Origin of the sequence: Brachybacterium huguangmaarense (assembly GCF_025725725.1) — a bacterium.
GTDB classification, from domain to species: Bacteria; Actinomycetota; Actinomycetes; order Actinomycetales; family Dermabacteraceae; genus Brachybacterium; species Brachybacterium huguangmaarense.
In genome coordinates this window covers 598,624-620,559 of the sequence record NZ_CP107020.1, presented here as the reverse complement: position 1 = coordinate 620,559, position 21,936 = coordinate 598,624, and the positions used below count along the sequence as shown (strand labels likewise).

Genomic DNA, 21,936 nt, shown 5'->3' with positions numbered 1-21,936 from the left:
CATGCGGTTGTAGACGGGGTGCGCGTTCTGGAGGGGACGCTGGTGATGCGCACTGGCTATATCGCCAGTGCACATCACCAGCTTCCCCTCCGCGACCAGACCCCCGGGATCCCCGCCCCCGCCGCCGCTCCCGCAGACCCCCTGGCCTGCCCGCCGTGCCCCGCCACCCCGCTCGCCGCCTCCGCCCCCGGCCTGCCCGCCGCGCCCCGCCGCCCACCACCTCTCGCCGCCGTCCCTCACCTGGCCCCTCGCGGACTCCATGTCGCGCCGACGGCCTACGCTGGGCGCATGGCCTCCACGGACGACCGCCTCACCTACCTGCTGATCGACGGCGAGAACATCGACGCCACCCTCGGCATGTCGATCCTCGGGCGTCGCCCCCATCCGGACGAGCGGCCCCGCTGGAACAAGCTCCTGCAGTTCATCGAGCGCCAGTGGCGCCAGAGCGTCCGCGGCCTCTTCTTCCTCGCCGTCGAGGGCGACCTCCCGGCGTCCTTCGTGCAGGCGCTCGTCGCGATGGGCTACCAGCCGATCATGCTGCGCGGCGAGGGCAAGGTCGTGGACATCGCGATCCAGCGCACCGCCGAGGCCCTCGCCTCCCGCGAGGCCGACGTCGCGCTCGTCAGCCATGACCGCGACTTCGCCCTGCAGCTCGACGTGCTCGCGCAGACCCCCGGCCGCCGCACCGGGATCGTCGGCTTCCAGGAGTTCCTCTCCTCCGACCTGCGCCGCATCCCCGGCGTCGAGTTCTTCGACCTCGAGTACGACGTGCACGCCTTCACCGCCGAGCTGCCGCGGCTGCGGGTCATCGACATCGACGAGTTCGATCCCCTGGACTTCCTGTGAGGTGACGACGATGGAGTGGCTCGGGCATCTGGACGCGACCGATTACACGATCGCCCGCGAGATCATCCAGCGAGGCACGGCCGCGCTGTTCGTGGTCGCCTTCCTCTCCACCTTCCACCAGTTCCCGGCCCTGCTGGGGGAGCGGGGCTTGCTGCCCGTGCCCGCCTACCTCGCGCGCCGACGGCCGGGCGGGACGCCCACCCTGTTCCGCGTCCGCTCCGTCGGCTACACCGATCGGCGGCTCCGCGTCATGTGCGTGGTGGGGATGGTGCTCGGGGCGAGCGTCGTGGTGGGGCTGCCGCAGCTGGGGCCGGCGTGGGTGCCGATCCCGGTGTTCCTCGCGATGTGGGGGCTGTACCTGTCGATCGTCGCGGTCGGGCAGACGTTCTACGGCTTCGGCTGGGAGTCGATGCTGCTCGAGGCGGGCTTCCTCGTCGGCTTCCTGGGGTCGCACGCGGTCGCCCCGCCGCTGCTCATGATCCTCTTCCTGCGCTGGCTGATGCTGCGTCTGGAGTTCGGCGCCGGGATGATCAAGATGCGGGGCGATCCCGCGTGGCGCGACCTCACCGCGATGGACTACCACCACCAGACCCAGCCGATGCCCGGCCCGCTCAGCCGCTGGGCCCATCTCAAGCCGCACTGGTGGCATCAGAGCGAGACCCTGGGCAGCCATGTCGTCCAGCTCGTCGCGCCCTGGCTGCTCCTGCTGGCCCCGCAACCCATCGCGTCGATCGCCGCCTGCTGCATCATCCTCACCCAGCTCGCGCTCGTGGTCACCGGCAACTACGCGTGGCTGAACTGGCTGACCATCGTCATCGCCTGCTGCGGGATCAGCGACGGCTTCTGGCGCTGGATCGTCGGCGGCCCGTGGCCCGGGTGGGGGCCCGGATGGGAGGGCGCCGATGCGGTCTCGAGCGGTACGGCGGCATCTCCCGTGTGGTGGCACGTGCTGGTCGCGCTCGTGGTGGCGGGCCTTCTCGTCCTGTCCTGGAAGCCGCTCAAGAACCTCGTCTCCTCCCATCAGCTCATGAATGCGAGCTTCAACCGCTGGCAGCTCGTCAACGCCTACGGCGCGTTCGGCTCGATGACGCGCCAGCGGCGCGAGGTGATCATCGAGGGCACGCTTGCCGAGGACCCTGCCGAGGAGGACTGGAGGCCGTACGAGTTCAAGGGCAAGCCCGGCGACGTGCGTCGGCGCTCCCGCCAGTTCGCGCCGTACCACCTGCGTCTGGACTGGATGATGTGGTTCCTTGCGCTCGGCTCCTGGAACGCGACCTGGTTCGCACGCCTGCTCGACGCGATCGTCGACGGCGAGGCCCCCATCCGCCGCCTGCTGCGGGTCGACCCCTTCGACGGCAGGGCGCCCCGCCGGATCCGGGTGCGGGTGTTCGACTACCGCTATGCGACCCGGGCAGAGCGGCGCGAGACGGGGCAGTGGTGGATGCGCGAGGAGCTCGGCACCCTCGTCCGCTCCACCGACGGCGGGTGAGGAGTGCCGCCGGTCGCGGTGGAGCCCGATCGAGGCAGGAGCACGCGCGGGCAGGGCGCGGATCGGACATGGGCGACGCAGAACCGGATGTGGGCGACGCAGGATCGGATGTGGGCGATACAGGATCGGGTCCGGTCCTGGTCGCAGGCCACTCCTCGGCACGGCCGGGACCCCGACCGGTCCCGACCGCAGGCCTCTGCCCGGTCCCGACCGCAGGCCCCTGCTCGGTCCCGGCACGGCCCCTTGCCCGGTCCTGACCGCAGGCCTCTCCCCGGCACGAGCCCCTGCCCGGTACTGTGCGGCCATGTCCATCATCCTGGAGAACGTCGGCATCGCCGTCCGTGACCTCGAGGCGACGATCGCCTTCTTCACCGACCTCGGCCTCACGGTCGTCGGCCGGGACACGATCAGCGGCGAGTGGGCCGACACCGCGGTCGGCCTCGACGGCAACCATGCCCGGATCGCCCTGCTCCAGACGCCCGACGGCCATGGTCGCCTCGAGCTCTTCGAGTACATCCATCCCGAGGCGATCGAGACGGAGGCCACGCGCCCCGAGCAGATCGGCATGCACCGGGTGGCCTTCTCGGTCGACGACCTCGACGCGGCCCTCGAGATCGCCGCACGGCACGGCTGCCATCCGTTGCGCGGCGTCGCGACCTACGAGGACGTCTACCGACTGACCTATCTGCGCGGTCCGAGCGGCATCATCGTCATGCTCGCGCAGGACCTCCGCCGCGAACGCCGCTGACAAGGGTAGTCATATGGTCGGCCGCACGTCTGACAGGCGGTGTGCGACCGCATGACTACCTTTTCTCGCACCCCATGCTCCTGACCGCTACCCCTTGACCGAGCCCGACATGAGCCCGGCGATGAAGTAGCGCGAGAGCAGCACGTACACCACGAGGGTGGGCAGCGAGGCGAGCAGTGCACCGGCCATCGACACCCCGTAGTTGGTCAGCAGCGCGCCGTTGGCCAGGTTGTTGAGGGCGAGCGTGACGGGCCCGTTGCGCGGGGTCGAGAAGAACACCGCGAAGAGGAAGTCGTTCCACGCGCTCGTGAACTGCCAGATCATCACCACCACGAAGCCGGGCACCGCGATGGGCAGCGCCACCGACGCGAAGGTGCGCAGCATGCCAGCGCCGTCCACCGTCGCGGCCTCGATCAGCTCGTGCGGCACCGTCTCGAAGTAGTTGCGGAAGATGAGCGTCGTGATCGGGATGCCGAAGACGACGTGCAGCAGGATCAGCGAGGGGATCCCGTTGGGGATGCCCGTGGACAGGACGAGCTCGAGCAGCGGGATCATGACGGCCTGGTAGGGCAGGAACATGCCGAACAGGATCAGCGTGAACACGATGTCGGCGCCGGGGAAGCGCCACCGCGACATCACGAAGCCGTTCATGCAGCCCAGGACCGAGGAGATGATCGTCGAGGGCACCACGAGCGCGACGGTGCGGCCGATCGAGGGGGCGAGCGTCTGCCACGCCTGGGCCCAGTTCTCGGTGGTCCACGCGGTGGGCAGCGCCCAGGCGCGCGCGGGCGTCGCGTCGCCCTGGCCCTTGAAGCTCGTCACCACGAGCACGTACACGGGGATCAGCACGAACAGGATCCCGATCAGCAGGGCGGCGTAGCGCAGGGTCCGCAGGGTCACGCGGCGACCCGTCGGCCGGGGCGGCGCGGCAGGCGCCGCGGACGCGGGGATGGAGAGGGCCTCGGTGCTCATCGCGTGCGCTCCCGGTGCTGCTGGATCAGATAGGGGACGGCCAGGACGGCGACGAACACGAGCAGCAGGGTGCCCACCGCGGCGGCGTTCGCGTAGTCGTAGCCGGACTTGAACACGAACATGTCGACCGCGGGCACCTTCGTCTGGTAATTCGCGGGCTTCGAGATGGACATGATGAGGTCGAACGACTTGAGCGACATGTGCGCGATGATCACGAGCGCGCTCATGAGCACCGGGGTCAGCTGCGGGAAGATCACGTGGCGGTAGACCTGGAACTCGCTCGCCCCGTCGACGCGGGCCGCCTCCCGCAGATCATCGGGCACGCCGCGGAAGCCGGCCAGGAACAGGGCCATCACGTAACCGGAGAGCTGCCACACGGCGGGCAGCGCGATCGCGATGATGCCGAAGGTGATCTGGTTCCACCACGGGTTCTGCAGGAAGTCCAGATGCACCATCTGGAACAGGCGGTTCAGTCCCGACGCCGCGTCCCCCTCGTTGGAGTTCAGCAGCCACCGCCAGACCACGCCCGAGGCGACGAACGAGATCGCCATCGGGAACAGGTAGACGGTCTGGAAGATCTGCCCGCCGCGGATGGGCCGCTCGAGCAGCCACGCCCACACGAAGCCGATGCCGAGGGCGCCCGCGAGGAACACCGCCGTGAACAGCACGAGGTTCAGCAGGGAGTGGCGGAACTGCGGGGTGCCCAGCAGGTCCACGTAGTTCTGCAGGCCGACGAACGACACGGGCCGTCGGCCGTTGGCCTGCCCGGCGGTGTGGTTGTCGGTGAGGGAGGTCCACAGGTTCCGGCCGATGAGCACGTACACGAAGACCCCGACGAGGATCAGCGAGGGGGAGATCAGCAGGAGGGGAGGACCGAAGCGGCGCAGGAAGGAGCGCACGGGGAGCCTTTCGTCCGAGGAGGGGCAGGGAGCGGCCCTCCGGTCGCTCCCTGCCGTGAGACGCGATCAGGCGGCGTGCTTGTCCGCCGCGTCGACCAGGGCCTTCTGGTACGCGGCGAGGTCGCTCGCACCCGAGGTGAACTGGCTGGTGGCGTCCGAGATGTCGTTCAGCCACGCGATCGGCACGGCGGCGCCGTGCGCGATCGAGGGGCAGATCGTGTCCTCCTTGAACGACGTCAGGGCAGTCTGCTGGTACGGGCCGAACTTCGAGTTGTCGGTGTCGGTGCGCGCCGGGATCGAGCCCTTGGCGAGGTTGAAGGCGAGCTGGCCGTCGGTCGAGCTGATGGTCTCGAGCCAGGCCTTGGCGCCGTCCTCGTTCGGCGCCCCCTCGGGCAGGGTGAAGGAGTCGGCGAGGAAGCCGAAGATCTTGTCCTTGCCGGGGAGGGGGAAGTACACGTACTGGTCGTTCTCGGCGAGCTTGGCCTCCTGGAAGGCCGCCACCGCCCAGTCGCCCATCACGTTGTAGGCGGCCGTGTTGTCGATCAGCTGCTGGGTCGCGTCGGGCCAGTCGAGCCCGTCGCGATCGGTGTTGGTGTAGCCCATCATCTTCTCGAACTGCTGCAGGGCCGTCGTCACGTCCGCGGAGTCCCAGGCCGTGGACCCGTCGAACAGGCCGTTGTAGCCGTCGGCCCCGAGGTCGGCCATGAGGATCGCCTCGAGCAGGTTGATCTGGGTCCACGTGGTCGCGATGGACAGCGGGGTCACCCCGGCGGCCTTGGCCTTGTCGAGGTTGGCGATGAACGCGTCGACGTCGGCGGGCGGGGTGGCCGGGTCGATCCCCGCCTTGGTGAGCGCCTCGGTCGAGCCCCACACCATGTTCGAGCGGTGGATGTTCGACGGGATCGAGTAGATCTTGCCGTCGACGGTGAGGCGGTCCACGAGGTCCTGGGGGAACGCGTCGGTCAGGCCGTAGTCGTCGTAGAGCGACGAGACGTCCTGGATCTGGGCCGCGTCGATGTAGTCGGCGAGCTCGGCGCCCGCGTGCGCCTGGAAGGTGTCGGGCGGATCGCCCGCCTGGAGGCGCGACTGCAGCATGTCCTTGGCGGCCGAGCCCGCGCCGCCGGCGACGGCGCCGTTGACGAAGGTGAAGTCGGAGTGCTGCTTCTTGAACACCTCGACGAGGGCGTCGAGGCCGGCCTTCTCGGAGCCCTGGGCCCACCACGTGAAGACCTCGACCTCCTTGCTCTTGTCGCCCCCGCCGCCTCCGGAGTCGTCGCCGCACGCGGCGAGGGCGCCGACGGCGATGCCCGCGGACGACAGGGCGAGGAAGTTCCTGCGGTTGAGCATGATCGGTTCTCCTTTGAACGATGCGCACCCCGGCAGCGATGCCCGGGTGCGCAGCAGTCTAGACACCTCCGAGAGCGCTCTCGGCGGGAATCGGCAGACCGTGACCGGCTCGTGACGTGGGCCCCGTCACCTTCCAGACCCTGATCGTCCCGACGGAGGTCCCGCGCGGCCCACGTACCATGACAGGGACCGATCGCGCGCCATCGCGCCGCACCGCGGGTCCGCGCACGACAACGACTTCCCGGAGGGTGGACACAGATGTCCGAATACGCAGGTGTTGCAGTCAGCGCCGGTCGAGTGATCGGCGCCGTCCGGTCGATGGCGCCGCCGGTCGCGGAGCCCGCCGCCGACGCCAAGGTCGCCGAGGACGCCGACCTCCAGCAGGAGGCCGCACGCATCAAGGACGCCGCCGCCGCCGTGCAGGAGTCCCTCACCCGGCGTGCCGAGCGCGCCGAGGGCAACGCCAAGGCCGTGCTCGAGGCGACCGCCCAGATGGCCGCGGACCCCACCCTCGTCCAGACCGCCGAGGGGCTCATCAGCTCGACCCGCGTGACCCCCGAGCGCGCCGTGTGGGACGCCGGCGACCAGGTCGCCGCGATGCTCGAGAACCTCGGCGGCTACATGGCCGAGCGCGCCGCGGACGTCAAGGACGTGCGGGCCCGCATCGTCGCGGAGCTGCGCGGCGAGCAGGCTCCCGGCATCCCCGACGTGGCCGAGCCCTTCGTGCTGCTCGCGATCGACCTCGCCCCGGCCGACACCGCGACGCTCGACCCCGCCAAGGTGATCGCGCTCGTCACGTCCGACGGCGGCCCGCAGTCCCACACCGCGATCCTGGCCCGCCAGCTGGGCCTGCCGGCGATCGTCGCGGCCAAGGGCATCGACGCCATCGCCGACGGCTCCGAGGTGTTCGTCGACGGTGCGCGCGGCACCATCACCGACGAGGTCGGCGACCGCGAGCGCGAGCTCGCCGCCGCGTGGGCGGAGCTGCAGAAGAACCCGCTCACCTACTCCGGCGGCGGGGTCACCCTGACCGACGGCACCCGCATGCAGCTGCTCGCCAACATCGGCAACGCCAAGGACGCCGAGAAGGCCGCCGCGGCGCACGCCGACGGCGTGGGCCTGTTCCGCACCGAGTTCCTGTTCCTCGACCGCGAGGACGAGCCGAGCGTGGCCGAGCAGCAGAAGGCGTACGCCGCGGTGTTCTCCCACTTCGTCGGCAAGAAGGTCGTGGTCCGCACGATCGACGCGGGCGCCGACAAGCCGCTGCCCTTCCTCACCGACGCCGACGAGCCGAACCCGGCGCTCGGCGTGCGCGCCTACCGCACCTCGTGGGAGAAGCGCTCGGTGCTGACCAACCAGCTCGACGCGATCGCCGCCGCGGCCGCCGAGTCCGACGCGAAGGCGTGGGTCATGGCTCCCATGATCTCGACCGTCGAGGACGTCCAGGACTTCATCGGCATGTGCCGCGAGCGGGGCATCTCGCCCGCCGGGATCATGGTCGAGACGCCCTCGGCGGCGGTCACCGCCGACCGCTGCCTGGCCGAGTGCGACTTCGCGTCGATCGGCACCAACGACCTCACCCAGTACACGATGGCGGCCGATCGCATGCTCGGCTCGCTCGCCCACCTGAACAACCCGTGGCAGCCCGCGGTGCTCTCGCTCGTCGGGGCGACCTGCACGGGCGCCCGCGCCGCCGGGGGCGACCCCGAGGCGTTCGGCGACTCGGCGAACAAGCCCGTGGGCGTGTGCGGCGAGGCCGCGGGCGACCCGGCACTCGCCGTGGTCCTCGTGGGCCTGGGCGTGAACTCGCTGTCGATGACCCCGCGCTCCCTGCCGGCCGTGGCGACCGTGCTCGCGACCGTCTCGCTCGAGGAGGCGCAGCGCCTCGCGCAGGTGGCCGTCTCGGCCCGCACGGCCGACGAGGGCCGCGACGCGGTCCGCGCCGCCCTGCCGATCATGGAGCAGCTGGGGCTCTGAGCCCCGGGGGCCCCGGCCCCTCATGCAGAACGCCCCGGCCCGCGCGATGCGGGTCGGGGCGTTCGCGCGGAAGGACCGCGGCGAGAGGACTCAGGCGTCGGCGTCGAGGTCCTTCTCGAGCAGATCCGCGAGGGCGTTGACCGACTCCTCGGCCCCGTCGCCCTCGGCACGCAGGGTGACCTCGTCGCCGTGGCCGGCGCCGAGGGTCATGAGCATGAGGATGCTCGAGGCCTGCACGGGGTTCCCGCCGGCCTTCTCGATCGTGACCTGGGCCGGCTGCTCGCCGGCGGCCTTGGAGAAGATCGCGGCGGGGCGGGCGTGGAGCCCGGACGAGCTGGCGATCTTGACGGTGCGCTCTGCCATGGGAATGCCTTTCGGAAGGTCCTGCGTCGTGTGGTCAGGCTACAGGGCGCTGACCGTTTCGTGGAGGATCGAAGTCCTGGCGGGACGGGGCGTCCGACGGATCGGGCGCCCCGCCCCACGATGGTGGTCCCTGAGGGGTCTCAGAGGGCCTTCATCCGCTCGGCCACGGCCGCGAGGGCCGCCGCGTAGAGCGGGTGGGTCGGGTCGAGACCGGTGATCTCGACGGTCGCCGCCTCGGCGTCGTCGCCGCTCAGGATCCCCTGCAGCTGCGTGACCTCCTCGTCGCCCTCGGGCGTGAACGCGAGAGCCGCCGAGAACGACCCCATGAGAGCCGAGTGGTCGAGCCCGCGCTCGGCGAGCTCGGCCGCGGGTCCGACGATCCGGTCGTGCCGGGAGAGCTTGCGCAGCGGGCTGCGGCCCACCCTCTCCGGGGTGTCGGGCAGATACGGGTTCGCGAAGCGGGTGAGGATCTTGGCCTTGTAGGCCGCCTGCACCTCGGGCTCGAACCCGTGCTTGGCCACGAGCAGCGCCGACGTCTCGTCGAGCACGTCGGAGACCTTCGCCCGGATCTCCTCGTCGGCGATCGCGTCGGAGATCTTCTCGATGCCCTTCGCCCAGCCGTACCAGGCCGTGGTGGCGTGCCCCGTGTTGAGCGTGAACAGCTTGCGCTCGATGTACGGGGAGAGATCGTCCACGTAGGTGGCGCCGGGGATGTCCGGCTCGGAGCCCCCGAAGGGGGTCCGCTCGACGACCCACTCGCAGAAGGTCTCGACGGTGACGTCGAGGCCCGCGTCGGGCGCCTGGGCCGGCACGATCCGGTCGACGGCCGTGTTGGCGAAGACGGCCCGCTCGGCGAGGTCGTCGCCGTCGTAGCTCTTGGCGATCTCGGCGGCCAGGATGTCGGTCGCGTTGATCGCGTTCTCGCACGCCATGACCGCGATCCTCGGAGCGCCCGCCTCGCGCGCGGCGATGCCCTGCGCGATCGCCGGTGCGACGAACTTGAGGATGTGGGCGCCGACCGCCGTGGTGACGATGTCGGCGCTCGCGATCTGCTCGACGAGAGCGTCGACCTCGGACGCCGAGTTCACGGCAGAGAAGCCGCTGACCTCGATGTCCCGGGGCTCGTCGCCCACGACGTGCACGGTGTACGAGTCCGCCTGCTTGAGGTGGTCGATGAGGGCCTCCGCGACGTCCGCGAAGACCAGCTCGATGCCTGCCTCGTGCAGGAGGAGCCCGATGAAGCCGCGGCCGATGTTACCGGCCCCGAAGTGGACTGCCTTCATGTGTGATCACTCCTCGTCGAAGATGGACAGGATCTCGTCGGCGGAGGTCGCCTTCTCGAGCTTCTCGACCTGCGCCGGATCCGAGAACGTCATGGCGACATTCTGCAGCAGGGCGAGGTGCTCGTTGCCCTGGCCGGCGATGCCGACCACGAAGCGGACCTCGTTGCCGTTCCAGTCGATCGGGTCGTCGTAGCGGATGAACGACATGCCCGAGCGCCGGATCGAGGACTTGGCGTCGTTGGTCCCGTGGGGGATCGCCAGGCCGTTGCCCATGAACGTCGACACGGAGCGCTCGCGGTCGTGCATCGCCGCGACGTAGGCCTCGTCCACGGCGCCCGCGCCGACGAGCAGCTGGCCCGCCTCGTCGATCGCCGAGGCGGCCGAGGCGGCCGTCCCGTGGAGCACGACGCTCGAGGCCGGCATGACCTCGCCCGCGGCGTCTGCGGGAGCGTCGGCGGGCGTGTCCGCGCGGTGGGTGCCGGTCGCCGCCGCGGCCGGAGCTGCGGCAGGCGCCGCCGCTGCCGGGGCCTCGCCCGCGGTGTTGCGCTCGCGGACCAGCTCGACGACCTCGTCGTAGCGCGGCGAGTTCATGAACTGGTCGACCGCGACGTGCACGGCCGAGCCGGTGCGCTGCGCGGCACGATCCGCGAGCTCCTTCTGGGTGACGACCAGGTCCCACTCGTCGGCGAGGCTCGAGATGGCCTTGTTGGTCACCTCGACGTCGCTGAAGCCCGCGGAGCGGATCTTCTTGCGCAGCACGGTCGCGCCCATGGCGGACGAGCCCATGCCCGCGTCGCACGCGAACACGATCTTGTGGATCGGGCCGGTGTGGGCGTCGGCGTCGGAGTCCGCGACGGTGTCGCCGGCGGCGCCGGTCAGCGCGCCCGCGACGGAGGACTTCTTGCCCTTCATCTGCTCCATCTTGGCGGTGGCGGCGGCGATGTCGCCGTCCTCCTGCTTGCCGATCCGCAGGAACAGGGAGGCGAGCACGAAGCTGACGACGGCGGCGCCGAAGACGGCGATGAGGATCGTCAGGCGGTCACCGCGTGCGGCCACGCCCATGATCGCGAGGATCGACCCCGGCGAGGCGGGGGCGATGAGCCCGTTGTGGAAGACGACGTTGAGGAACACGCCGGTCATGCCGCCGCCGATCGCGGCGATGATGAGGATCGGCTTCATGAGCACGTACGGGAAGTAGATCTCGTGGATGCCGCCGATGAACTGGATGATCGCGGCGCCCGGGGCCGAGGCGCGCGCGGCGCCGCGTCCGAAGATCGTGTACGCCATCAGGATGCCCAGGCCGGGGCCGGGGTTGGCCTCGAGCAGGAACAGCACGGACTTGCCGGCGGGGCCTGCGGCCTCCGTGATGCCGAGCGGCGTCAGCACGCCGTGGTTGATCGCGTTGTTGAGGAAGAAGACCTTGGCCGGCTCGATGAGGATCGACACGAGCGGCAGCAGATCATGCTGGATCAGCGCGTTCACGCCGTCGGACAGCAGGTGCATGACCCAGTTGACGACGGGCGCCAGGCCGAAGAAGCCGAGCACCGCCATGACGAAGGCCAGGATGCCGGCCGAGAACATGTTGACGAGCATCTCGAAGCCCGCGGGGATGCGGGGCTGCACGACCTGGTCGAACTTCTTCATGAGCCACGCCGCGAGCGGCGCCATGATCATGGCGCCGATGAACATGTGGACCTGGCCGAGACCGGAGAAGGTCGAGGAGTCGTTGCCCTCGGCGACCCACTTCGCGAGAGCGGGCGCGTTCTCCTGGGCGATCAGCCAGTCGGAGCCCGCGATTACGCCCATGGTCGCGACGACGCCCACGACGGCGCCGCGCGCCTCGTAGACCATGCGGCCGCCGGTGTTGGCGATCAGCAGCGGCAGCAGGTAATGGATCGTGGGGCCGACGAGCGTGGCGAGCGGCTCGCTCGGCGTCCAGCCGTCCGGGATGAAGAAGGCGGTGAAGATGCCCCACGCGATCAGCGCGGGGATGTTCGGCATGACCATGTTCGACAGCGAGGTGCCGACCTTCTGCAGGGCGACCCGTGGGCTGAAGCCCGACCGGGTCTCGGTGGTGGTGCTCATGTGTGTCCTTCGCGGAGGCCCGGGCGACGACGATGTCGCGACCACGGGGTGATAGCAGGAGCGGCCCGGGTGGGCCGTCGACAGCTCCCTGCCGCTCCGCGGGGATGACGTCGGCACGGCGGAGAGCCGATGCGCCCAGTGTAGGGCGACCGAGAGGTCGGATCGCGGGCCTTCTGGATGTGCGTGCCGCGCGCGCGAGTCAAGATTCGGGCACGTCAGAGCGGCCCTGGGGCCGTGGATCCGCCTCGTGCGCGGAGTGATGGGGCGGGAACACGAAGCGCCCGTAGGTGACGTACCGGAACGAGGTCGAGACGACCTGTCCGATGAGGGTCCCCGAGATGTTGTCCGCGAGGGGGGAGTCGAGCCCGAGCACGTACCGCGAGAAGGCGAGGCAGCCCAGCTGCAGGCCGGTGGCGATCAGGTTCACGACGACGAAGGCGACGATCGAGCGCGTGGTCCGCGGACTCGGCCGGTCCGCGAACGTCCACAGCCGGTTGCCCAGATACGTGAGCACGCTCGCGAAGGCGATCGTGAGCACCTTGGCCGTCACGGGATGGTCGAACAGGACGCCGTGGCCCCACCCGTGCACGGGGTCGAGGAACACGAGCACGTTGTACGTCGCGGCGTCGACGAGGAAGACGATGCCGCCCACGACCAGGAACTTCAGGCTCGAGCCCAGATGGCGGGCCACGAGTCCGCGCTGCCATCCGGGGTGGTGGGCGCGGCGCCCGGCGGCGTCGGGACGGGAGGCTCCGGCCGACGGCGCGTCGGCCGAGGGAGCGGCAGGCGAGGGGGTCGGCACGCGAGGCACTGTACTCCAGCGGCCTCCTCGCGAGCGCGTAGCATTCTGGTCGATCCCGCACGCACCCGCCAGGAGGAACGCATGATCCCCGTCGCCCTTGCCATCGCCGGCTCCGAGGCCACCGGCGGCGCCGGCGCGCAGACCGACCTGAAGACCTTCCACCAGCTCGGCACCTTCGGCACCGTGGCCCTGACCTGCATCGTCTCCTTCGACCCGGACAACGGGTGGGCGCACCGCTTCGTGCCGGTCGACCCGCAGGTGATCCAGGACCAGATCGAGGCGACGACCGCCCTCCACGACATCGACACCGTCAAGATCGGCATGCTCGGCACCCCGGCCACGATCGACGCGGTCGCCGCCGCGCTCGGCCGTCAGGAGTGGCGGAACGTCGTGCTCGACCCCGTCCTCATCTGCAAGGGGCAGGAGCCCGGCGCGGCGCTCGACACGGACAACGCGCTCAAGCAGACGATCCTCCCGCTCGCGACCTTCGTGACGCCCAACCTCTTCGAGTCGCTCTCGCTGTCCGGGATGGAGGCGATCGAGTCGGTCGAGGACCTCCAGGAGGCGGCGCGCCGCATCCACGACGCCTCGGGCGCGGTCGTGCTCGCCAAGGGCGGCGTCGAGCTGCCGGGCGACGACGCGGTCGACGTGTTCTACGACGGCGAGCAGATGGTCGAGCTCGCGAGCCCCAAGGTGGGCCAGGAGCGGGTCTCGGGAGCGGGCTGCACGCTCGCCGCCGCCGTGACGGCCGAGCTCGCCAAGGGCGCGACCCCGCTCGAGGCGGCGCGGACCGCCAAGGCCGTCGTGGACAGCGCGATCGCGCATCGTCAGGGCGGCCACGCCCCCTTCGAGGCCGTCTACCAGGGCGCCTACGCGGGCTGATCAGGTCAGCGTCACGAGCCGCTCGCCCTCGCGGTAGGCCGCGAACATGGCGGGGGAGTTGTGGGCCACCACGACGCCGGTCGGCCCCGCCGCGATCAGGCCGCCCGAGGCGCCGCGCGCCGTGAGCTCCGCCGCGATCGTCGCCTCGATCGCCGCGAGCGGCTCCTGGCCGGCGTAGGCGATGCGGGCCGTGACGTCGTGGGCGACCGCGCCGCGCAGGAACGCCTCGCCCTCGCCCGTGCACGACACCCCGATGACGCCGTCGCGCGCGAAGGTGCCGGCGCCGATGATCGGGGAGTCCCCGACCCGGCCGTCGGCCTGGCCGACCATGCCGCCCGTCGAGGTCGCGGCGGCGATGCGCCCCTCGGCGTCGATCGCGACCGCGCCGACGGTGCCGTGGCGCGGTGCCTCCTGACGCGCGGCGAGGACGCGCCGGAGCTGCGCGAGCCGCGCCTCGGTCACGAAGTGCTCGGGGTCGACGGTCTCGAGCCCCCAGGAGCGGACCAGCTCGGCCGCCGGGGCGACCAGCAGGACGTGGTCGGTGCGCTCCATGACGGCGCGCGCCGCCTGCACCGGGTTGCGGGCCCAGCGCGAGGCGGCGACGGCGCCGGCCGCGCCGTCGCCGGTCATCACGGACGCGTCGAGCTCGGCCCGCCCGCTCGCGGTGAGCGCGGCGCCGCGGCCCGCGTTGAACAGCGGATCGTCCTCGAGCGCGGTGACCGTCGCGCACACCGCGTCGAGCGCGGCGCCGCCCGCGGCGAGCACCTCCTCGCCGGCGCGGTGCGCCGCCGCGAGCCCCGCGTCGTAGTCCGCCTTGGCCTCGAGCGAGAGCTCCTCGACCCGTCCGCCCGCGCCGCCGTGCAGCACGAGGGCGAAGCCGCGCTCGTCGAGGGGCGCGGTGAGGGTGCGCGGGGCGGTCGTCATGGGATCTCCTGGGGTCGGGGCGGGTGCGCCGGGATGGTGGGCGGGGGAGGGCCGTGCCTCCACGGTAGGACCGCCGGAGGACGCGGCGCTCGCACGGCCGGCGCCGGCGGCGGGCTCCGGTCACGAAGTGGTCTCGATATGTGAATCCGAGTTTCGCCGGGTGGACACATCGGGGGTCGGGGCTCATTCTCAACCTATGACGAACGATGTGAGCTCGAGCGGCGAGGCCCTCATCTCCGTGCGCGGCGTCGACAAGTACTTCGGCGACTTCCAGGCCCTCAAGGACATCGACCTCGACATCCACCGCGGCGAGGTGGTCGCCCTGATCGGCGCGTCGGGCTCCGGCAAGTCCACCCTGTGCCGCTGCATTAACCGGCTCGAGACCATCACCTCGGGCACCATCACGATCGACGGCAAGCCGCTGCCCGAGGAGGGCAAGGACCTCGCGAAGCTGCGCTCCGAGGTGGGCATGGTCTTCCAGTCCTTCAACCTCTTCCCGCACATGCGCGCGGTCGACAACGTGACCCTCGGCCCGGTCAAGGTCAAGGGCGTCGCCAAGGCCGAGGCCCAGAAGCAGGCGATGGAGCTGCTCGCGCGCGTGGGCCTGCAGGGCAAGGAGCACAACCTGCCCGCGGCCCTCTCCGGCGGCCAGCAGCAGCGCGTCGCGATCGCCCGCGCGCTCGCCATGCAGCCCAAGGCCCTCCTGTTCGACGAGCCCACCTCCGCCCTCGACCCCGAGGTCATCAAGGAGGTGCTCGACGTCATGCAGGAGCTCGCTGAGGCCGGCATGACGATGCTCGTGGTCACGCACGAGATGGGCTTCGCGCGCCACGTGTGCGACCGCGTCGTGTTCATGGACTCCGGCGAGATCGTCGAGGAGGCCGAGCCCGAGCAGTTCTTCACCGCCCCCAGCTCCGAGCGCGCCCGGGCGTTCCTGTCCAAGATCCTGGCCCACTGATCCCGGCGCCCGTGCGCCACCGCAGTCCGCAGTCCCTCTCGAACGGAGAAGTCCGATGAACCCCTCGACCCGCCCCTCGCGCCGCGCCCTGCTGGGTGCCGCCGCCCTCCTGCCCGTCGGCGCCGCGCTCGCGGCGTGCTCCTCGAGCGGCTCCGACGCCCCCGCCATCGGCGGCTCCGGAGGCTCCGACGGAGGCGGCGGCTCGAACGTCGGCTCCGACTACGACGAGATCATCGCGGGCGGCCCCGTCGCCGACGACGCGACGGTCTCGGGCAGCGAGTGGGCCCAGGGCATCAAGGAGGCCGGCAAGCTCAAGCGCGGCGGCATCACGACCGGCCAGATCTTCTCGCTCAAGGACCCGTCGACGGGCAAGGTGACCGGCTTCGACGCCGGCATCACCCAGCTGCTCGCCCAGTACATCCTGGGCAAGGACTCGACGGAGAAGATCGACTACCTCGACACCACCGTCGAGACCCGCGAGACCATGCTTCAGAACGGCACCGTCGACGTCGTCGTCGCGACCTACTCGATCACGGCGCCGCGCATGGAGAAGGTCAACTTCGCGGGCCCGTACTACGCCTCGGGCGCGGCCATCCAGGTGCGCTCGGACGACGACTCGATCTCCTCGCTCGACGACCTCAAGGGCAAGAAGATCACGACCGAGTCCGCGTCGACCGGGTATGACGCCATCATGAAGCACGTCCCGGACGCCCAGGACTCCGACATCCAGCAGTTCGCCGAGAACGACCAGTGCATCGCCGCGCTCAAGCAGAAGCGCGTCGACGCCTACGTGCTCGACCAGTCGATCCTGCTGTCCAACGCCGTCGCCGACGACTCCCTCAAGGTGGTCGGCGAGCCCTTCACGAAGGACCCCTACGGCATCGGCCTGTCCAAGGACCACGAGGACTCCCTCGACTTCGTCAACGGCTTCCTGCAGAAGATCTACGACGACGGCACCTGGGCCAAGCTGTGGAAGGCCACCATCGGCCAGGTCGTCGAGGGCGACACCCCGGCGCCGCCCACGATCGGCGACACCGCCCCCGCCGAGTGACAGCGCGTCCGCCGTGCGCGCCGGCGCGCGCACGGCGGACCGACCGATGAGAGGAGGCCGAGCCCATGGACGCTATCACCGACAACATCCCGGCCCTGCTGCACGGGATCGGCACGACGTGCCTGCTCACGATCCTGGGATACGCGTTCTCGCTCATCTTCGGGACCCTGCTGGCCGTGTTCCGCGTCAGCCCGATCCCCCCGCTGCGCTGGGCCGCCACGGTCTACGTCGAGATCTTCCGCAACATGCCGATGCTCTCCCTGCTCGTGCTGCTCGCCTTCGGCATGCCCGACGCGGGCCTCTTGCTCCCGCTGTTCTGGACCGGCGTGCTCGCGCTCGTGCTGTCGGGCTCGGCGTTCGTGTGCGAGACCGTGCGCTCGGGCATCAACACGGTCCCGATCGGCCATGCCGAGGCCGCACGCTCGATCGGCCTCGGGTTCTTCAGCGTCCTCCGGTTCGTCGTGCTGCCCCAGGCCTTCCGCACGATGATCCAGCCGCTCGTCAACATCTTCATCGGCACCGTGATCGGCTCATCGCTGTGCGCGGCCGTCGCGGTGCCCGAGCTGACCTACCAGACCCAGGCGATCAACAACCAGTACGCGCAGGCCGTGCTCATGTTCCTGTTCGTCGGGGCCGTCTACCTGTGCCTGGCCTTCGCAGGCGGCCTCGTCGGCTGGCTGCTCGAGCGCCGACTGTCCCCGACCCGCCTGCTCAACCGCCACACCACGCGGATCGGAGCCGGAGCATGAGCGCGAGCGCCACCCGAGTCCTGTTCGACGAGCCCGGGCCCCGCGGGCGACGGCGGATCCTGCTGCTGTCGCTCCTGAGCGCGCTCGCGATCCTCGGCGTCATCGCCCTGGGGCTGTACCAGTTCGGGGTCAACGGGCAGCTCGCGGCCGATCGCTGGGCGCCGTTCCTGCGGCCGGACTACATCGCCTTCCTCGGCCAGGGGGCCAAGGGCACGTTCCTGGCCACGGCCGTGGCCGCCGTGTTCGCGTTCCCGCTCGCGCTCCTGCTGGCCCTCGGCCGGCTCAGCTCGTTCCTGCCGCTGCGCTGGGTCACGACCGCGTGGATCGAGGTCTTCCGCTCGATCCCGATGCTGCTCGTCGTCTACTTCTTCCTGCTCGCCCTGCCGGGCGCGCCCTTCAACGTCACGTTCCCGCGGTTCTGGATGCTCGTGATCCCGATGATCCTGGTGTCCTCGGCCACGACCGCCGAGGTGTTCCGCGCTGGCATCCGCGCGGTGGACCGCGGACAGTCCGAGGCGGCCGCGTCGATCGGCCTGACGCACGCCCAGACCCTGCGCTACGTCGTGATCCCGCAGGCGATCCGCCTGGTCCTGCCGAGCCTGATCCTGGCCCTCGTCTCCCTGCTCAAGGACTCGACGCTCGGCTTCGTGGTCAGCTACAACGAGCTGCAGTACCAGGGCAAGTCGCTCGTCGCGTACACGCACTTCCTGATCCAGACCTATCTGATCGTGGCCTTCATCTACGTCGCGCTGAACTTCGTGCTGACCCAGTTCGCGCATTGGCTGGACCGTCGCATGCAGCGACGTGCCGCCTCCACCACGGGCTCGCTGGTCGACTGACCGACCCGCCCGCGCCCGTCCCACTCCGTCCGTCCTCGGAAGCAGGTCCTGCCCCATGTGCCGTCTCCTCGGCGTCGTCACCCGTGAGCACACCCCCCTCAGGGAGGCCGTCCCCGACGAGCTGCCCCTGTTCACCGCCCTCTCGGAGCGGCACAAGGACGGGTGGGGAGTGGCCTGGTACTCCTCGAACTCGTCGGAGTCCGCGCCCGTGCTCGAGGTGCGCAAGGGGATCGACACGGCCCGGGTCTCGAACGAGTACGGCCAGGCGGTCGCGGACGCCGACGGGGAGCTCGTGATCGTGCACCTGCGTCGCGCGAGCGTGGGCCTGGGCCTCTCGCTCGACAACACCCATCCCTTCGTCGAGGGCGATGTCGCGTTCGCCCACAACGGCCAGTTCGACATGCCCGACGGGTTCCGCGAGCGCGTGCTGGCGCGCGGCGGCCGCGGCGTGCAGGGAACGACGGACTCCGAGCTCTACTTCTCGCTCATCACCGCGCACGCCCGCGAGACGGGCTGGGCGCTCGCCGTGCAGCGCGCCGCGCAGGACGTCACGCAGTGGGTCCAGGAGCTCGGCGGACGCTACCCCGAGGGTCTCAACTGCCTCGTGATGACACCGCACGAGCTCGTCGCCTATGCCCAGTCGGACCCCGCGCAGCTGCGCGAGGACTCGACGTGGGACACCTACGACCTGCGCTGCCTGGTCGAGGAGCATCGCGTGATCGTGAGCTCCTCGGGCTACCCGCAGGACGCCTTCGTCTCGATCCCGCAGGGCAACGCGCTCACGGTCCACCGCGGCACGCTCGAGGTGGACGTGCGCTCCCCGCTCGAGGGCTTCGAGCTCGCCCCGGCACAGGCCCACGGCGAGGCCGCCTGGGCCGCCGCCCGCCCCGACGCGCCCGGCGCGCAGCCGTCGTTGCGGGCCGCGTGAGGGAGTAGGGGCAGAGGCGTCTGGAGGGCAGGGGCGTCTGAGGGAAACGGGGCGTGCGGAGGGAACCGGGCGTGCGGAGGGTGCGGAGCCGAGGGCGGAGGCCCTGGCCGGGTCGCTCCGTTCGCCCCGACCTCTGCGTTCCGGTTGTCTCGGGGGATCGACGTCTGCGTTCTGGCTGCCTTGGGGATCGACTTCTGCGTATTGGTCGCTATATGGCATGGATGGCGACCGAAACGCAGACATCGATGTTGCTGGCGCCTGTCTCTGCCATCGAAGTGCACGTTACCGTCGGTTGCCTGGATCGAGGTGCACCTTCGCGTCGGTTGCCTGGATCGAGTGGCACGTTGGCGTCGGTTGCCCGGATCGAGGTGCACGTTGCTGTCGGTTCCCTGGATCGGGGTTCACGTTGATGTCGGTATAGGGCTACTTTCCGACGTCGTCGGGCGTATCGATGCGGGCGTGAGCTGAACCCAAGGGCGTGCGGGCTTCGATGTCTGGGGGGGAATCGACTTCTGCGTTTTAGTCGCTATATGGCATGGATGACGACCGAAACGCAGACGTCGATGTTGCGGGTGCCGGTCTCTGTCATCGAGGTGCGCGTTGCTGTCGTTTTCCTGGATCGAGGTTCACGTTGCTGTCGGTATAGGACGACTTTCCGACGTGTTTGTGCCTGTCGATGTCCTCCCGGGGGGCACCCGACGCGGATCCCGTCGAGACGCACGTTGGCGTCGTTTTCCTGGATCGAGGTTCACGTTGCAGTCGGTATAGGGCTACTTTCAGACGTCGTCGGGCGTATCGATGCGGGCGTGAGCTGAACCCAAGGGCGTGCGGGCTTCGATGTCTGGGGGAGGGATCGACTTCTGCGTTTTAGTCGCTATATGGCATGGATGACGACCGAAACGCAGACGTCGATGTTGCGGGTGCCGGTCTCTGTCATCGAGGTGCGCGTTGCTGTCGTTTTCCTGGATCGAGGTGCACGTTGCTGTCGGTATAGGGCGGCTTTCCGACGCATTCGTGCCTGTCGATGTCCTCGCGGGGGTCACCCGACGCGGATCCCGTCGAGACGCACGTTTGCGTCGTTTTCCTGGATCGAGGTGCACGTTGCCGTTGGTGCAGGGCTACTTTTCGACGTCTTCGTGCCTGTCGATGCGGGAGGAGCGCTTCCCTGGAGGCGCCTCGAAGGCCGAGGCGTGTGGGGTCCTCGTCCGTGGTCGAGGTCGTGACTGTCGTTGTCTTGAGCGCCCGCTCCGTGTCGCCCCGGGCGCCCGCTCTGTGTCGCCCCGGGCGCCGGCTCTGTCGTCGTCCCAGGCACCCACCCTGTCGTCACCCCCGGCGCCCGCCGCGCTCAGAGCGCCGCGACGAGTCGCCGCAGCCCCTCGTCGAGGTCGTCGTCGGGCACGCCGAACCCGACGACGATGCCCGGCCGCGGCGCCCTGTCCGCCCAGTAGCGGTCGAGTGACTCCACGCGCACCCCGGCGCGGGCGGCGCGTTCGAGGAGCGGGCCGACGGGCGCATCGGCCAGCATGATCGCGGCCAGTCCGCCCGGCACGTCCTGCACGGAGAGGCCGGGCACCTCACTCAGCCGGTCGCGGAGCAGCTGCAGGCGGCGGCGATGCCCCGGTCGCGCGCTCTGCAGCTGCCGGTCCAGCGCGCCGTAGCCGACGAAGGCCGCCATCGCCGCCTGCGGCACCGCGCCGAGCGGCGTCCCGACCGCCCGGCGCACGCTCGCGAGCGACTCGAGGAGCCAGACAGGTGCGAGGAGGTGGCCGGCGACGATGCCGGGATCCGCGAGCGAGGACAGGCTGCCCAGCAGCACGGTGCGGGGATCGGCCGGATCGTCGAGCCCGGCGAGAGCAGGCAGCGGCGCGCCCTCCCAGCGCCATTCGGCGGTGTGCTCGTCCTCGACCACCACGAAGCCCTCTGCCCGGGCCCGCTCGAGGATCGCCAGCCGCCGCCCGACAGGGAGCGACCCGCCGAGCGGGTGCTGATGCGACGGGGTCACGACGAGGACGTCGAGGCCGCGCGGCAGACGTTCCGGATCAAGACCCTGCCCGTCGACCGGGGCGTCGACGACGCGATCGCCGCGGACGTGCGGGATGCGCCGCAGGCTCGGATACCCGGGCGACTCGAAGCCCACCGTGAGAGGGCGCCCGTGGCGCTGCTGCAGCGCCGTGAGCAGGAGCATCAGGCCGTCGCGGGTCCCCGCGGTGACCGCCACGTGCTCGGCCGACGCACGCACGGCACGCACCCGTCGCAGCCGCTCGGCGAGCACCTCCCGCAGGGCGCGGGAGCCGAGCGGCTCGGCGCGGACCCCGTGTGCGCTCGCCGCCGCGTCGCGCCAGGCCCGTCGCCACGCGGGCGACGTCAGCGAGATAAGCCCACGGGAGGCTCCGGGGCGTAGATCGATCGGAGCCGGTGCCGCACGGGACCGGTCGGACGTCGGCGACGCGACGGGTGCTCCGGCCCGCGGATGGCGGGGCAGAAGGGCGAGGGCGGGATCGACGACGGTGCCGCTGCCGCGCACGGCCGCGAGGTAGCCCTCCGCGCTCAGCTGCAGGTAGGCGCCGACGACGCTCCCGCGCGAGACGCCCAGCCGCTCGGCGAGCGCGCGCGAGGACGGCAGCGGGTCGCCGGGGCGCAGGGTCCCCTCGGCGACGAGGGCACGGATCTGCGCGGCGAGGCGTTCGGGCACGGACCCTTCGGGACCGGTCGTCGGATCGAGCGGCAGGTCCACGGGGCGAGCGGAGCGGGGCACATGCACATCCTCGTCCGGCGAGGGGTATGTGGTCCATCG

General features: G+C 70.7%; 19 protein-coding genes. 10 read left to right on the top strand and 9 right to left on the bottom strand.

Annotation, left to right across the window (positions count from 1 at the left end; all coding sequences use genetic code 11):
• The first annotated feature begins 288 nt into the window (after positions 1-288).
• The 3 genes from BRM3_RS02765 (at position 289) to BRM3_RS02755 (ending at position 3,083) form a co-directional block, all read left to right on the top strand.
• Positions 289-846 (top strand): NYN domain-containing protein, encoded by a 558-nt coding sequence (locus tag BRM3_RS02765; protein ID WP_263594581.1) that lies wholly within the window; start codon positions 289-291, stop codon positions 844-846.
• 10 nt (positions 847-856) lie between these two features.
• The gene (locus tag BRM3_RS02760) at positions 857-2,335 is read left to right on the top strand and encodes a lipase maturation factor family protein (protein ID WP_263594580.1); all 1,479 of its coding nucleotides are present in this window, start codon (positions 857-859) and stop codon (positions 2,333-2,335) included.
• A 304-nt stretch (positions 2,336-2,639) separates the two neighbouring features.
• The gene (locus BRM3_RS02755) at positions 2,640-3,083 is read left to right on the top strand and encodes a VOC family protein (protein WP_263594579.1); all 444 of its coding nucleotides are present in this window, start codon (positions 2,640-2,642) and stop codon (positions 3,081-3,083) included.
• Positions 3,084-3,170: 87 nt separating this feature from the next.
• Here BRM3_RS02755 and BRM3_RS02750 read toward each other — a convergent pair whose 3' ends face one another.
• From BRM3_RS02750 to BRM3_RS02740, 3 genes are all read right to left on the bottom strand, one after another.
• Complete coding sequence (locus tag BRM3_RS02750; protein WP_263594578.1) at positions 3,171-4,055, bottom strand: carbohydrate ABC transporter permease; 885 nt, start codon at positions 4,053-4,055, stop codon at positions 3,171-3,173.
• Positions 4,052-4,954 (bottom strand): carbohydrate ABC transporter permease, encoded by a 903-nt coding sequence (locus BRM3_RS02745; protein WP_263594577.1) that lies wholly within the window; start codon positions 4,952-4,954, stop codon positions 4,052-4,054. Before BRM3_RS02745 ends, BRM3_RS02750 begins: the two co-directional genes overlap by 4 nt.
• Before the next feature lie 66 nt (positions 4,955-5,020).
• Positions 5,021-6,301 (bottom strand): ABC transporter substrate-binding protein, encoded by a 1,281-nt coding sequence (locus BRM3_RS02740; protein WP_263594576.1) that lies wholly within the window; start codon positions 6,299-6,301, stop codon positions 5,021-5,023.
• A gap of 258 nt (positions 6,302-6,559) precedes the next feature.
• Between BRM3_RS02740 and ptsP the strand changes: the two genes are divergently transcribed.
• Entirely contained in the window at positions 6,560-8,278 is a 1,719-nt protein-coding gene (ptsP, locus tag BRM3_RS02735; protein WP_263594575.1) for a phosphoenolpyruvate--protein phosphotransferase, read from the top strand.
• A gap of 90 nt (positions 8,279-8,368) precedes the next feature.
• Here the strand turns inward: ptsP and BRM3_RS02730 are convergent, their stop codons facing one another.
• The 4 genes from BRM3_RS02730 to BRM3_RS02715 all read right to left on the bottom strand — a co-directional run bounded on the left by BRM3_RS02730 (position 8,369) and on the right by BRM3_RS02715 (position 12,811).
• A complete protein-coding gene (locus BRM3_RS02730) occupies positions 8,369-8,641 on the bottom strand; it encodes an HPr family phosphocarrier protein (RefSeq protein WP_263594574.1) in 273 nt (90 codons plus the stop codon).
• A 140-nt stretch (positions 8,642-8,781) separates the two neighbouring features.
• Positions 8,782-9,924 carry a mannitol-1-phosphate 5-dehydrogenase gene (locus BRM3_RS02725; RefSeq protein WP_263594573.1) on the bottom strand — a complete coding sequence of 381 codons (1,143 nt, stop codon included), beginning with the start codon at positions 9,922-9,924 and terminating at the stop codon, positions 8,782-8,784.
• 6 nt (positions 9,925-9,930) lie between these two features.
• Complete coding sequence (locus BRM3_RS02720) at positions 9,931-12,009, bottom strand: PTS sugar transporter subunit IIA (protein WP_263594572.1); 2,079 nt, start codon at positions 12,007-12,009, stop codon at positions 9,931-9,933.
• 199 nt (positions 12,010-12,208) lie between these two features.
• Complete coding sequence (locus tag BRM3_RS02715; RefSeq protein ID WP_263594571.1) at positions 12,209-12,811, bottom strand: GtrA family protein; 603 nt, start codon at positions 12,809-12,811, stop codon at positions 12,209-12,211.
• An 81-nt stretch (positions 12,812-12,892) separates the two neighbouring features.
• On the opposite strand from BRM3_RS02715, the gene BRM3_RS02710 reads away from it, so the two are divergent.
• The gene (locus BRM3_RS02710) at positions 12,893-13,693 is read left to right on the top strand and encodes a hydroxymethylpyrimidine/phosphomethylpyrimidine kinase (RefSeq protein ID WP_263594570.1); all 801 of its coding nucleotides are present in this window, start codon (positions 12,893-12,895) and stop codon (positions 13,691-13,693) included.
• On the opposite strand, the gene BRM3_RS02705 is transcribed toward BRM3_RS02710, so the two are convergent.
• Entirely contained in the window at positions 13,694-14,617 is a 924-nt protein-coding gene (locus BRM3_RS02705; protein WP_263594569.1) for an isoaspartyl peptidase/L-asparaginase family protein, read from the bottom strand.
• 196 nt (positions 14,618-14,813) lie between these two features.
• On the opposite strand from BRM3_RS02705, the gene BRM3_RS02700 reads away from it, so the two are divergent.
• The 5 genes from BRM3_RS02700 (at position 14,814) to BRM3_RS02680 (ending at position 19,142) form a co-directional block, all read left to right on the top strand.
• Complete coding sequence (locus BRM3_RS02700) at positions 14,814-15,575, top strand: amino acid ABC transporter ATP-binding protein (RefSeq protein WP_263594568.1); 762 nt, start codon at positions 14,814-14,816, stop codon at positions 15,573-15,575.
• 55 nt (positions 15,576-15,630) lie between these two features.
• Positions 15,631-16,626, top strand: a complete 996-nt coding sequence (locus BRM3_RS02695) for a glutamate ABC transporter substrate-binding protein (RefSeq protein WP_263594567.1) — start codon at positions 15,631-15,633, stop codon at positions 16,624-16,626.
• Between the two features lie 65 nt (positions 16,627-16,691).
• Positions 16,692-17,375 carry an amino acid ABC transporter permease gene (locus BRM3_RS02690; protein WP_263594566.1) on the top strand — a complete coding sequence of 228 codons (684 nt, stop codon included), beginning with the start codon at positions 16,692-16,694 and terminating at the stop codon, positions 17,373-17,375.
• Positions 17,372-18,214, top strand: a complete 843-nt coding sequence (locus BRM3_RS02685) for an amino acid ABC transporter permease (protein ID WP_263594565.1) — start codon at positions 17,372-17,374, stop codon at positions 18,212-18,214. Before BRM3_RS02690 ends, BRM3_RS02685 begins: the two co-directional genes overlap by 4 nt.
• A 55-nt stretch (positions 18,215-18,269) precedes the next feature.
• Positions 18,270-19,142, top strand: coding sequence for a class II glutamine amidotransferase (locus BRM3_RS02680; protein ID WP_263594564.1), 873 nt, complete (start codon positions 18,270-18,272; stop codon positions 19,140-19,142).
• A gap of 1,345 nt (positions 19,143-20,487) precedes the next feature.
• Here BRM3_RS02680 and pdxR read toward each other — a convergent pair.
• Complete coding sequence (pdxR, locus tag BRM3_RS02675; RefSeq protein ID WP_263594563.1) at positions 20,488-21,897, bottom strand: MocR-like pyridoxine biosynthesis transcription factor PdxR; 1,410 nt, start codon at positions 21,895-21,897, stop codon at positions 20,488-20,490.
• Between the last annotated feature and the right edge of the window lie 39 nt (positions 21,898-21,936).

Coding starts and splice junctions, on each gene's coding strand:
- BRM3_RS02765 (WP_263594581.1), top strand. CDS start 289: ATGGCCTCCACGGACGACCGCCTCACCTACCTGCTGATCGACGGCGAG.
- BRM3_RS02760 (WP_263594580.1), top strand. CDS start 857: ATGGAGTGGCTCGGGCATCTGGACGCGACCGATTACACGATCGCCCGC.
- BRM3_RS02755 (WP_263594579.1), top strand. CDS start 2,640: ATGTCCATCATCCTGGAGAACGTCGGCATCGCCGTCCGTGACCTCGAG.
- BRM3_RS02750 (WP_263594578.1), bottom strand. CDS start 4,055: ATGAGCACCGAGGCCCTCTCCATCCCCGCGTCCGCGGCGCCTGCCGCG.
- BRM3_RS02740 (WP_263594576.1), bottom strand. CDS start 6,301: ATGCTCAACCGCAGGAACTTCCTCGCCCTGTCGTCCGCGGGCATCGCC.
- ptsP (WP_263594575.1), top strand. CDS start 6,560: ATGTCCGAATACGCAGGTGTTGCAGTCAGCGCCGGTCGAGTGATCGGC.
- BRM3_RS02730 (WP_263594574.1), bottom strand. CDS start 8,641: ATGGCAGAGCGCACCGTCAAGATCGCCAGCTCGTCCGGGCTCCACGCC.
- BRM3_RS02725 (WP_263594573.1), bottom strand. CDS start 9,924: ATGAAGGCAGTCCACTTCGGGGCCGGTAACATCGGCCGCGGCTTCATC.
- BRM3_RS02720 (WP_263594572.1), bottom strand. CDS start 12,009: ATGAGCACCACCACCGAGACCCGGTCGGGCTTCAGCCCACGGGTCGCC.
- BRM3_RS02710 (WP_263594570.1), top strand. CDS start 12,893: ATGATCCCCGTCGCCCTTGCCATCGCCGGCTCCGAGGCCACCGGCGGC.
- BRM3_RS02705 (WP_263594569.1), bottom strand. CDS start 14,617: ATGACGACCGCCCCGCGCACCCTCACCGCGCCCCTCGACGAGCGCGGC.
- BRM3_RS02700 (WP_263594568.1), top strand. CDS start 14,814: ATGACGAACGATGTGAGCTCGAGCGGCGAGGCCCTCATCTCCGTGCGC.
- BRM3_RS02695 (WP_263594567.1), top strand. CDS start 15,631: ATGAACCCCTCGACCCGCCCCTCGCGCCGCGCCCTGCTGGGTGCCGCC.
- BRM3_RS02690 (WP_263594566.1), top strand. CDS start 16,692: ATGGACGCTATCACCGACAACATCCCGGCCCTGCTGCACGGGATCGGC.
- BRM3_RS02685 (WP_263594565.1), top strand. CDS start 17,372: ATGAGCGCGAGCGCCACCCGAGTCCTGTTCGACGAGCCCGGGCCCCGC.
- BRM3_RS02680 (WP_263594564.1), top strand. CDS start 18,270: ATGTGCCGTCTCCTCGGCGTCGTCACCCGTGAGCACACCCCCCTCAGG.